The organism is Methanohalophilus sp. RSK (assembly GCF_003722075.1).
GTDB lineage: Archaea > Halobacteriota > Methanosarcinia > Methanosarcinales > Methanosarcinaceae > Methanohalophilus.
The window spans coordinates 1-12700 of the sequence record NZ_RDSK01000017.1; the positions used below are offsets into that span (position 1 = coordinate 1).

General features: G+C 44.3%; 11 protein-coding genes. 3 read left to right on the forward strand and 8 right to left on the reverse strand.

The window, feature by feature from the left end; translation table 11 throughout:
* From EFE42_RS09515 to EFE42_RS10570, 8 genes are all read right to left on the reverse strand, one after another.
* Positions 1-2869, reverse strand: a 2869-nt coding sequence (locus tag EFE42_RS09515) for a hypothetical protein (RefSeq protein WP_158599226.1), incomplete at its 3' end; no start/stop codon positions are given.
* A gap of 185 nt (positions 2870-3054) precedes the next feature.
* A complete protein-coding gene (locus EFE42_RS09520) occupies positions 3055-3780 on the reverse strand; it encodes a hypothetical protein (RefSeq protein WP_233564806.1) in 726 nt (241 codons plus the stop codon).
* Positions 3781-3974: 194 nt separating this feature from the next.
* On the reverse strand, positions 3975-4208 hold the full coding sequence (locus EFE42_RS09525) for a winged helix-turn-helix domain-containing protein (RefSeq protein WP_233564807.1): 234 nt from the start codon (positions 4206-4208) through the stop codon (positions 3975-3977).
* Between the two features lie 90 nt (positions 4209-4298).
* A complete protein-coding gene (locus tag EFE42_RS09530; protein WP_148039277.1) occupies positions 4299-4802 on the reverse strand; it encodes a hypothetical protein in 504 nt (167 codons plus the stop codon).
* 95 nt (positions 4803-4897) lie between these two features.
* A complete protein-coding gene (locus EFE42_RS09535) occupies positions 4898-5596 on the reverse strand; it encodes a hypothetical protein (RefSeq protein ID WP_123137019.1) in 699 nt (232 codons plus the stop codon).
* A 97-nt stretch (positions 5597-5693) separates the two neighbouring features.
* Entirely contained in the window at positions 5694-7523 is a 1830-nt protein-coding gene (locus EFE42_RS09540) for a cohesin domain-containing protein (protein WP_123137020.1), read from the reverse strand.
* 34 nt (positions 7524-7557) lie between these two features.
* On the reverse strand, positions 7558-9759 hold the full coding sequence (locus EFE42_RS09545; RefSeq protein ID WP_123137021.1) for a hypothetical protein: 2202 nt from the start codon (positions 9757-9759) through the stop codon (positions 7558-7560).
* The gene (locus EFE42_RS10570; protein WP_158599227.1) at positions 9744-9914 is read right to left on the reverse strand and encodes a hypothetical protein; all 171 of its coding nucleotides are present in this window, start codon (positions 9912-9914) and stop codon (positions 9744-9746) included. Before EFE42_RS10570 ends, EFE42_RS09545 begins: the two co-directional genes overlap by 16 nt.
* 511 nt (positions 9915-10425) lie before the next feature.
* Here EFE42_RS10570 and EFE42_RS09550 point away from each other — a divergent pair.
* The 3 genes from EFE42_RS09550 to EFE42_RS09560 are packed head-to-tail and all read left to right on the forward strand — an operon-like array spanning position 10426 to position 12686.
* Positions 10426-10926: a nitroreductase family protein gene (locus EFE42_RS09550; protein WP_123137022.1), complete on the forward strand. Its 501-nt coding sequence runs from the start codon at positions 10426-10428 to the stop codon at positions 10924-10926.
* Between the two features lie 50 nt (positions 10927-10976).
* The gene (locus EFE42_RS09555) at positions 10977-11465 is read left to right on the forward strand and encodes a ferritin family protein (RefSeq protein WP_123137023.1); all 489 of its coding nucleotides are present in this window, start codon (positions 10977-10979) and stop codon (positions 11463-11465) included.
* An 18-nt stretch (positions 11466-11483) separates the two neighbouring features.
* Positions 11484-12686: an FprA family A-type flavoprotein gene (locus tag EFE42_RS09560; RefSeq protein ID WP_123137024.1), complete on the forward strand. Its 1203-nt coding sequence runs from the start codon at positions 11484-11486 to the stop codon at positions 12684-12686.
* The last annotated feature ends 14 nt before the right edge of the window (positions 12687-12700 follow it).

Genomic DNA, 12700 nt, shown 5'->3' on the forward strand with positions numbered 1-12700 from the left:
CATTGGTTGATTTCTCGATATCAATAAGGGGTGTGGAACCGAAGTAGTGGCTTGGATCCTCATCGGTTACATCTGCTTCAGTTGGATCAGTACCTGTGACGTTACCCAGGTTGGCGTACTGGCCTTCCTCAGCGATACCTGTGGCATTGTACATCCAGACTTCACCGGGTTCCAGGATACCGTCATCGTTTGTATCACCGCTGAGATATGCTGGAGTGACTCCAGTGATGTTATCCTGCACATCGATGGAACTGAGGTTGACGTTACCTGTGTTTGTAACGTTGTAGACCCATTCGACGTCAGCTCCGACAGGTACAAGCGGACCTGTAGGAGTATCGGCGTCATCTCCATTGGTTGATTTCTCGATATCAATAAGGGGTGTGGAACCGAAGTAGTGGCTTGGATCCTCATCGGTTACATCTGCTTCAGTTGGATCAGTACCTGTGACGTTACCCAGGTTGGCGTACTGGCCTTCTTCAGCAATACCTGTGGCATTGTACATCCAGACTTCACCGGGTTCCAGGATACCGTCATCGTTTGTATCACCGCTGAGATATGCTGGAGTGACTCCGGTTATGTTATCCTGCACATCAATGGAACTGAGGTTGACGTTACCTGTGTTTGTAACGTTGTAGACCCATTCGACGTCATCACCGACAGGTACAAGCGGACCTGTAGGAGTATCGGCATCGTCTCCATTGGTTGATTTCTCGATATCAATCAGGGGTGTGGAACCGAAGTAGTGGCTTGGATCCTCATCAGTCACATTCTCTCCGACTTCAGGAGTACCTGTGACGTTACCCAGGTTGGCGTACTGGCCTTCTTCAGCAATACCTGTGGCATTGTACATCCAGACTTCACCGGGTTCCATGATACCGTCATCGTTTGTATCACCGCTGAGATATGCTGGAGTGACTCCGGTTATGTTATCCTGCACATCAATGGAACTGAGGTTGACGTTACCTGTGTTTGTAACGTTGTAGACCCATTCGACGTCATCACCGACAGGTACAAGCGGACCTGTAGGAGTATCGGCATCGTCTCCATTGGTTGATTTCTCGATATCAATCAGGGGTGTGGAACCGAAGTAGTGGCTTGGATCCTCATCAGTCACATTCTCTCCGACTTCAGGAGTACCTGTGACGTTACCCAGGTTGGCGTACTGGCCTTCTTCAGCAATACCTGTGGCATTGTACATCCAGACTTCACCGGGTTCCATGATACCGTCATCGTTTGTATCACCGCTGAGATATGCTGGAGTGACTCCGGTTATGTTATCCTGCACATCAATGGAACTGAGGTTGACGTTACCTGTGTTTGTAACGTTGTAGACCCATTCGACGTCATCACCGACAGGAATGAAGGGACCTGTAGGAGTATCGGCGTCATCTCCATTGGTTGATTTCTCGATATCAATCAGAGGTGTGGAACCGAAGTAGTGGCTTGGATCCTCATCGGTTACATCTGCTTCAGTTGGATCAGTACCTGTAACATTACCCAGGTTGGCGTACTGGCCTTCTTCTGCAGTACCTGTGGCATTGTACATCCAGACTTCACCGGGTTCCATGACCAAGTCATCGTTTGTATCTCCACTTACGTATGATGGAGTTACACCCATGTTGTCCTGGACCATGATGTCAGTCAGGTTCGAATTACCGGTGTTTGTGACATTGTAAGTCCAGACAACATCTCCACCAACTGTAACGTAAGGTCCTGTTGGAGTATCGGCATCCTCACCATTGGTTGCTTTCTCAATATCGATTGAGGAATTTACACCAAAGTAGTGACTTGGGTCTTCATCAGTAACCGTTATCAGTCCATATTCACCAGTTACTGTGGCATTGTTCTTATACTGGCCTGCTACCGATATACCAGTTGCGTTATAAATCCATACTTCATCCGTCTGGAGTATATTATCTCCGTCATCACCACTTTGATATACAGCAGTTACACCTTTATCGTCCGTTACCGTGATGTTTGCCAATGGTATGTTACCTGTGTTTGTAACGTTGTAGACCCATTCGACGTCATCTCCAACTGGAATGAACGGTCCTGTAGGAGTATCGGCATCGTCTCCATTAGTTGATTTCTCGATGTCGATTCCTGGTTCAGGTATTTGGAATACAATGCTTCCGAAATCCTCTCCCACTTGATCAGGTGTGGCACCTGCAGCAATTTGTACTTCAAATGTAGCACCTGGAACGAGTGTAAAATAGTTACTGAAATTACTGATACTTATCTCGTATACCGAATTCACTGCATCGTTTGACAGGCGTGCATCAACATCAGAATAGGTCATACCGGTGTTAGTATCTACAGACCAATCATTGTTACTCACTGTAATAATTGAATAATTGGAATCCTGATATAAGTTGATAGTCCATGATTCACCTACACCAAGTCCAGAGCCTGCCGGGCCTGCAGCCCCTATGGTGTCCGGACTGGTATTAGATACGTCACCATCGCCATCATAATCACCGGGGATTCCATAGACTTCCGACATTCCATAAAGTGTATCGTTTACCATATCATAGTGGGCATATATTTTTGAAATATCAGAACCACTGGATTCACCTGCTGATGCCATTGAATCATCAAAATCCTTACCAGAATCATTCTTTGGATCAATCATGTTCCATTCAGAAGTTACCAAGATATTTACTCCACCTTGCCTTACTTCCATACGATCTCCAAAGGGCCCTTCAGGGTCATAAGTGTGTGAAAGATTATTGTTTTGCCCAAATGCCCAATTCACATCCCACTCCCCGGTATCATTGTATCCATCCACTGTTATAGCCGAGGCTGCGGGAATTGTAATAATTAACATTAGTGCTGCGCATAGAGCCAGCGCTATCTTCATTTGATTCATCGTATCCACTCCATTCATACCACCGTTATTATAGGATGATTAAATCTATGAAGTGGATGATTTATACTTATGTAGTAAACTAAGTTTCTAACTATACGTATACTTTGTTTCTAAACAAAAAATTGCACGCAAAAGTAGGAGATTGGAAGACAAGTCAGGTTCAGAAATGTCAATGAACAATTAGTTTATACTTTGGTGAAAACCGAACCATCGAAAATTTGGCTCATTAATTTAGTAGCATTATCCGGTATTTTTGTCTTTTTCCCTTTATCTCCGTATTCCATATTCAAATAATCGGAAGGAGTCTTGCAGACACCGTTTTTATTATCAGAGGGGTCATAGTCCTCTATGAAGATAACACATCCTGTAAACCCCAGATCTTTTTCCACATGATCCAGTGCATAGTTTACTCCATAAGGGCAGCCCACACCCGGCATGAAATATTTGTATCCTTCTTCTTTCTTCTGTTTAAGCCAGGGAAAAAGGTTCGAATCGCTATCAATAATGAATATCCTGTCACTTGTAAATTCATGCTCCTTAAGGACATCAATCATTTTTCCCAGAGAACATGGTATATTACATTTTTTGTCATTTAATTTAAGGCAATCCTGACTTTTCCTGCCATCAGAAGGAGTATTTAAGGGGCAGGAATTTTCACCCAGGGGTTTTGCACAATAAGGAAGGAATGACACACATTTATCCAACTCTTCTTCAACAACCCTGCTTATGTCCATTGAAGGAGGATAAACAGCAACGTTCGGGTTTTTGGGTATTGTTTTTTGCCTGTTCAATCCGCATTTCCTTGCCACCATAAATTTGCTGATTGAATATGGAGTCAAAGCATACACTAACTCTTTAAAAGTAAGGGAACTTTGTTGTTTCGTGCAGTTTGGGGGGGTGTGTTGTGTCATGCTCATAATTATAATTAGTGTTATTATATATCTATTTCTATCTAAAATATTATATATTTACTGAATGTATTATACTTATGTAACTGGGTTTTTTAACTAACACAAGGCTGGCTAATAAAATCCATCGTAATTAAGATTCGAAACATAGTTTCTAAACATTGTTTTTGGCTTTATATTTATGGTTTTAATACAATTCAAAGTTTCAGTATCATTGCGAGATCGTGGAAGGTTTTTCCTTTTTCGGTAGTAACATAACGGCCTCCTTCCTTACGTATCAATTCTTTTTTTTCCAGCATTTCCAGATATTTTTTTGCAATACTGAAGTTTAAATTTGCATTATATACGATCTGGGTTTTGTTTGCCCCACTCATTGCTGCGTCTAATATCTCAGCCGAAATATCGATTCTGCTTCTTCGTTTAATGGCCACCACCTCCACCATTTACTCTTTCAAAGGGGACAAATAAACCTCAATAAACCCCACAAAGTAAAGGCTGAGCATTTCAGACTCCCCATATATTCATTTTGACCGGTACCTGACCGCTACAAATACGGCTATTATAATTATTAATCCCAGTAAGACAAATTGAAACACAGAATTATCCTGAAATGTTTCCATTTTGTCTTTATTTACAGTAAGATCCAGTTCGATAGTATCTCCGGGGTTTGCATTTACAAGTTTTTCCCCATCATATTCCGCTTCATTTCCATTTACATAAATTGCTATATTTTTGAAATCATCAGGCTCAGCTGTCACAATCAGGCTGTTTCCCGACAGATCACCATAAACCCCTGCATTACCGGTTTGGATGCTTCCTATTATCTGGTCGTTTATTTTTGCTGTAATGTTCGTACCAGGATCTGCCTGTGAACCATCAATTGTTACATTTCCTTTGATAACTAATGGTAAAGATGGCATTTGCGGGCTTTCCTCATCTGCTGCTACTGACATTGTTGATACTGAAAGCAACATGAATACTTGTAGTAGTATTATCAGCACACGCCAGGTTCCGGTACATTGCATGGGATCACATCACTTGATTGGGATTAGGCCGATCATTGAGGATCGGCCTTTTTCACTAATAAGAGGAGCTCTTACTCTGGATATCCCTCTTTATTTCACTTCTCTGATTTGTATTTCAGGAAGGCAATTACTCCCAGAAGTGCTACCAGTACAATCGCCATCACACCGATTCCTGTCATGGAAGTGGGCTGTGATTCAGGTGCTGGCACATCATCTCCTGTATCTTCCCCAGAAGAACTGACTCCTGCAGATGCGGTACCATCTGACTCGCTTTCCTCACCTGTGCTTTCACCTGTTGTTGCCTGATCCACACCATCGGTTGAAGTTGATGAACTTGCCATTCCACCACTGGATCCTGCCATTGAGCCACTGGATTCATCCGAGGATCCTGTGTCTTCACTGCTGCCTGTAGATGCTGCTGTAAGACTGAGTTCAACGACGTCACCTGGTTGGGATTCAGCCAGTTGAGCTGTAGCATATTGATCTGTTTCCATACCGTCTACATAGAACTTCAGGTTCTCGTAGTCATCGGGTTCACAGGTTATTGCAAGCTGATTTTCTTTGCTAATAATTCCATCTGATTGCAGAGTGGTTGAACCAACCTCTTTGCCATCAAATTCTACTGTAACTTCCGTTCCGGCAGGTGCTGCATTATCTCCCTGCATTACTTCGCCCTCTACTATAAGGGGCAATGAAGGTGAAGCACTGCATGCCGGTATCGTTGCTATTGCGAATAATAATACGAATACCTGTAAGATTATTGTGTATCTGGTAAAGCTCCCCTTTTTGATCATTTAATCACCTTGAGTTATTATATGCAAGATTATTTAAATAAAAAAAGGTGAGTTCGCAAACCCACCTCAAATTTTTACTTTTGTCTTGTCCCTCACATCAGAACCCGCTAAGGGTGTCTTCCCCGGTCACGTAGACCCAGTGTCCCTCGTATGGTCCCATGTCGTAGACGTCTGTTCCTACGTGGATTCCAGAGATCACTCCGGTTTCCCCGTTGTGGCCAATCTGCTCATAAGACATTGTGGCAGGGTTGTATGGTCCCTTCACGGTTGTGTAGGAGTCATCGATCGAGACGAGTACCAGTTCAGCAGACAGTGTGTCCGTTGAATCAGTGTAGCCAATCGCATTCCAGCCTTCGTAGACTGTCATTGTGGCAGGCACTGCTGGAACTTCAGGTTCGAGCATGTCCTCTGCAATGACCTGAGTGCATTCCTCGGAACTCTTGATCCAGTATCCCTTGAGTGGTTCGAAGTCAGTGACAGTGTCCCAGGTGCCTGCGGATGCATTGTAGTATACAAGTGCATCATAGTTGACATCTGCAAGGACATAGCCAACACTGCTGTTGTTCAGTTCAGATGGTACTGATATGAAGTTCCAGCCGGACTGGATTGCAATTCCTTCTGGAAGGACCACATCGATTGTGGTGTCCCCACCAACTGGATATTCATTCATCTCGGTATCTTCTACTACACCATCAAAGGCGTATGTACCTTCCTCGTTAGAGGCACTGACAGTGTATTCGAAGCTTGTGTCACCGTTGAGGATGAATGTTACCTCATTGCCAGCTACTATCACATTGGTTACATTCAGTGTGGAACTGACATATTCGAATCCTTCAGGGATCGTCTCAACAACCTGAGAACCTACGCCGTCATTCATCACTTCGATGCTGACGTTGAACTCATCGCATGGTCCGACTTCTGCCGGATCAGGCATGATGTCCCTGGTTGCGTTGACTGTAACTTGATCTTCTACAGTAGCAGTACCACCATTAACTGATACACCTGCAATAGCTGTATTAGTTTCGTCCTTGAGAACCACATTGTTCAGGCTAAGGTTGTATGTGTCCGCTGCTGCTCCACTCTTGACTTCAAACTCTACTGTTATGAAGTCTCCAGCTACCGGTGCATATGTACCTGTTGTGCTTGCCAGTCCATAGGAGATTGTGCCTGCACCGTCATCTCCACTTCCAGGCTCCACAAGTGCACTGCTTCCAAGCAAATCATGGTCAGTTATACTGTTCACCATGAGGACACTTGAATCATAGTTCAGATCCATTGTAAGTGCTCTCAGGTCGTCCGCACCAGAATCAACTTCCACAGTCACACTGAATGTGTCACCGGGTGCGAGACCGGTTGTACTTGCTGGCATTACAGAAACTGCAGCTCCATCGGGTGTTGTTCCACCATTTGCAATGGTAGCAGTACCACCATTAACTGATACACCTGCAATAGCTGTATTAGTTTCGTCCTTGAGAACCACATTGTTCAGGTCAAGGTTGTATGTGTCCGCTGCTGCTCCACTCTTGACTTCAAACTCTACTGTTATGAAGTCTCCAGCTACCGGTGCATATGTACCTGTTGTGCTTGCCAGTCCATAGGAGATTGTGCCTGCACCGTCATCTCCACTTCCAGGCTCCACAAGTGCACTGCTTCCAAGCAAATCATGGTCAGTTATACTGTTCACCATGAGGACACTTGAATCATAGTTCAGATCCATTGTAAGTGCTCTCAGGTCGTCTGCACCAGAATCAACTTCCACAGTCACACTGAATGTATCGCCGGGTGCGAGACCGGTAGTATCCGACGGATTGATAGACACCGACGGCTGTGCTGCTGCAGAACCTATACCCATGCATAAGACGCATGCAGCTAATATCAAAAGGGTGGTGACAGATGTCACCCATCCCCCGAATTTTATTTCATTCATTAATTCTACACCTCCCAACGAAGTTGGTAGTTATTTATCCCTGGTATACTCCAGAGAATTCAACAAAGTCGCCGAAGTCTACATCTCCATCGTCATCGAAGTCTGCAATTGGATTGTAGTTTGCATCCCCGGTGGACGTATCATATGCTCCAGAGAATTCAACAAAGTCGCCGAAGTTGATTACTCCGTCGTCATTGAAGTCTCCCTTTGTTACATCTCCACCATTCTGATCACTGATCATGTCTGGTGGGATGAACAGCCTGAAGTCACCGTGGGTGACAGCCATGTTGTCAGTGCAGAACTCATCATCGATCTGCAAATACAGTGCATCCACACAGGTCCAGTCCCCACTGCAGTCAGTGTCGAAGAGACCGACTGTAAAGGTTGGCCAATCTGCGGGATCTTCTTCAGGATCAAAGTTTGGAACTACACCCAGCAGGTCCACATCAGAATTCATTAGATTTTCATCCGCGTCATCCAGGGTCTGTCCAAGATCCAGAGCATGCTGGTCCATTACCTTAGTGTTGTTTGGATAGAATGCTTCCTTAATGGAGACATCAGTCAGTCTGACATCATAGAGTGTTACAACGCCTGTTTCATTAGCAACTCCATCCATGTCGATGTATGCGTGGTCTACACCTTCAGTGAACTCATCATCGTTGTTTCTGTCAACGTATTTTATGAGGTCATAGTTTGAGAACACCTCTGTAAGTGCATATTCTACATCGATATCACACAGGGTTACCTTGGTACCACATTCTGGCCACTCTTCCATTTCAAAGAATGGACTGTTCGGGTCGTTTACAGGTACGTACAGTCTGTGATCTCCGACTGTAACAGCCTTGTCATACTGGAATTTGTCTGTCATCTGCTGGAAGTAGAGTTTGTCCGGGCAGGTCCAGTCTCCGGTACAGTCAGAATCGATGTATCCGATCATATCGTTGAATTCAGCGTCCTGTTCCCAGCTAAATGACTCAAGGAGTCCATCCCAGAAGAAGCCAAGATCAAGGGTATCTACATCCCCATCTTCAACAACAGACCATGCATCATACACGTAAGTGTCGCCAGTAAGGCTCACTTCAACTTCAACTAGCCTGACATCACCGGCATCTACTTGGTAATTGCCATTGACATCAAGATAGAGTGCATCTCCCAGTGTGTATCCTGGCAGCTCATCGTTGTCCATATACCGGATTAAAGTCTGGTCTGCGGTTGTGAGGTCGTGTCCGAGATCGAATTCATCACTGACCTTTACCTTGGTGTTTGGACCATATTGGGTTGAAACGTTCGTAAGCCTGACATCGCCGAAGGATACTTTTGAATCGTTATCCATGTCAACATACCATTCAGTGCCGCCACCATAGGTGTAGGATGCAAGTTGTGCATCAAGGTTTGTCATTAACATGTAGGTTGCATCGTGGTCACCCTGTATGACCTTTGTACCACATTCAGGTACACATTCATCCCCTGGGGGGATGTAGAGTCTGGTGTCACCGATTGTGACGGTTTCATCCATCCAGTATGAGGATTCATTATGTGGCTGGATAAGGTAGAATTTGTCAGCAAAGCTCTTGTCATCGCTGTTGTCGGCATCAACCCATTTTATAAGGTCACCGACACATCCTTCTCCGATTGGTGCAACTTCCATTCCGTATGCAGGATGTCCCTGGTCAATCTTGTCCCAGGACTGTCCATCTACACCCTGTGACTCTACGAAATCACCGGCATTAGATTCAGCAAGGGAATAAACATCCACTGCAGGCAGATCTGTTAACAGTATGTCACCTGTTGAAATTTCCGTATTTTCGTCAAGGTCAAAAGCTACACCATCATAGAGGTCATACATACCGTTGTCGTTGACATCTACATAGACGATCGGACAGTCAATTACTTCCTGAACAACATTCTGATTGTCCATATCGTTTGATGCAACCTTTGTGTTTGGCTCATAATTTGTGTGCCAGTTAGAAATACGAATATCACCGGCAGTAATAATTCGTTCATCCTGACCATTGAAATCGGGCTCCAAGTCAACATAGTAATAACCATGTAGCGACTTTACTACAGTCGCATTTAGAGCATCATACAGGACAAATGTAGTCTCATTATCACATTGTTCTACTTCTGTGCCACAGGGTTTATCCCAGGTGCACTTTACGTCCTCTGCCGCAGCTGCGCCTGTGAAGGCCAGGCATAACATTGCTGCAAGCAAGAACACACTTATTTTCCATTGCATTCCTTTTTACCTCCGTTGAGATCTGATCTTAGTTTCATTTCATAGCGGTCAAAAGGGATGCAGTTAACCGGAACAGCCCACATGCCATAAGGGAAGGAATTAACAGTCCCGATAAACATCGGGAGGTCAACACCTTCAACAACAAACGCTCTCACTTCCTTCCCCTTGGCAAGTGAAGCTGTTCGGGTACCACCACCATACCCCTTACCACTTCACATTAATCTACATCACGAATGGTTATATACTCCTACGAACCGCAGATTAGTACCATAAGTACGAATCTATAATAGGTAAGTCAAAAAAAGTAGATATATCAAAAAACACTCATCATATTTGCAGCATTGCGTTTTTGGATCATCTATGCCTGTCTATATAATATCTATATGATTATGATTATATTGTTCAGGCAAATCTTCAGGTCTTACTACTAAATATTCAGTAATTACCGGATATTATATTTCATATGTTACAACAACTTCGCAGCAATGTGTTTTTTTAATAAGCATGCAATACATCCTCTTTTACTCAAAAAAACAATGTTTCTAAACTCATATCTTCATTTTGTCTTAGTAAAATCAATAAAAAGAGTACAAACGGACCTTTCGGGAAAAGTTATTTACATTTCAAAACAGAAGTTGTTTGCAGTCATTATTATGGGGGTATTTAATGGAAGTTTTTGAAGCAATAGAGAAACGCACCAGCATCCGGCAGTTCCTTTCCCGCGAGGTCGCTGCCGATACTCTGGATAAAATACTCTATGCAGGCACCCAGGCACCGAACGCCTTTAACAGCGAACCCTGGGAATTCATCCTTGTCAAAGAGGAGAAACTAAGGGCACAGCTTGCCAGTATGAGAAAAAAGGCATCAGAACAGCAGAAGGCCATCGAGACCGCACCCGTTATTGTCGTGGTTTGTTATAACAAGAAGTTCGGGGACGAAGCTGTAGGTTCAGCTTTTGCCTGCATAGAGAACATGCTGCTTGCTGCAACTGCTGAAGGACTGGGAAGTGTAATCCTTACATTCCATGGCAAAAAAATAATGGACATGTTCGCCATTCCGGATGGTTTTGAAGTGGCAGCCGTAATTGCTATGGGGTACCCTGCAGAATCTCCTGAAAAACCTTCTCGTGTGGCAGTCAGGGATAAAATGCACATAGATAAGTTTTAATTACTCATGTTGTCAAATATGATAGCTACTGATTGTGGGAGTTGAATAAATTGCAAGACATACTCAAAGATGTAGATATAGAGCTCGAGAACATTCGTACGGTTGAAGAGGCAGTGGAAATGGCAATTGCCCTGGAGGATCAGGGGCATGATTTCTATCTTGAAAGAGCAAAACTTTCCGGCAATCCCGGGGCAAAGAAAACCTATGAGTTCCTGGCCGAGGAAGAAAAACACCATGCTCAGTACCTCCACAAATTTCTTGAGGGAAAAGAAGTCGAAATACCTGAATCCAGTATCCCGGATTTCCGTGGATCGTTGAACGTGGAATTCACAGAAAACAATCTGGAAGAGATTGGTATTATGCTTGGTGCACTGCGTTTTGAAAGAAAGAGTGAATATTTCTATCTTGAACTCGAAAAGAAAGCCACCGAAAGGGCAGAACAGGAATTTTTCAGCAAGATAGCCAAAGTTGAGCGGGGCCACTATGAACTCATTGATGGTTTGCTGGATGAGGCCACCGGTTTCAGGATGCAGACATAAATTTGGCAGGTGAATTTTATGGATACTCCAGAAGAGCCACTGGAAATTGCAGAAGGGGTTTACTGGGTTGGTGTAATCGACTGGAACCTGCGTGATTTCCACGGCTATGAAACTCCCCGCGGGGGCACATATAATGCTTACCTTATAGTAGATGAAAAGATCACTCTCATAGACACTGTAAAAGCATCCTTTGCAGACGAGATGATCGAAAGGATCAGCAGGATAGTGGACCCCGCAAAGATCGATTATATAGTAGCCAATCATGTGGAGATGGACCACTCCAGTGCCCTGCCAAGGATCCTGGAAGTTGCTCCGAATGCCAGGATATTTGCCACCGAAAGGGGCAAAACCGGACTAAATGAATATTATGCCGAATCCGGGTGTAGTGGCTGGAACCTTGAGACCGTGAAAACCGGGGACGAATTAAATACCGGCAAAAGGACCCTTATGTTTATTGAAGCGGTCATGCTCCACTGGCCTGACAGTATGCAGACTTACCTCAAAGAGGATCACATTCTCTTTTCCAATGATGCATTTGGACAGCACATTGCCACCTCCAAGAGGTTCGATGATCAGGTAGAAGACGTGATGGAAGATGCCGCCATATATTTTGCCAATATACTGACTCCCTTTGCATCCCGAATACTCAAACATCTTGAAACTGTCGGGAAACTAGGATTACAGATCGACATGATCGCTCCTTCCCATGGTGTTATCTGGCGCAATGATCCGCAACGGATAATCGATGCCTATGCAAAATGGGCTTCCGGGGCAAGTGAGCAAAAAGTGCTTGTGATCTATGATTCAATGTGGGGCAGCACAGAGATGATGGCAAAAGCAATTGCCGACGGAGTGCGGGCCTCAGGCACTGAGGTTGTCTTGTTCCACCTGCGCAAAAATGACTGGAGCATGCTCATCAAGGAATTAATGGAATGCCGGGTCTTTGCCCTTGGATGCCCCACAATGCACAATGGGATGTTCTTTACAATGGGTGGTTTCCTGACGTACCTGAAAGGTTTGCGCCCCAAAGACAAAAAGGTATCATTCTTCGGGTCCTATGGCTGGGGTGGCGGTGCAATCAGGCAGATGGAAGAAGCTCTCAAGAATACCAAAATGGAGTTTGTGGAAGACCCTTTGAAGGTGAAATTCAGACCTGAAAAGGAAGATTTAGAGGGTTGCAGGCAACTGGGAATAAAACTGGGTGAAATTGCCCGGTCCTGATTATTCCCAAATCT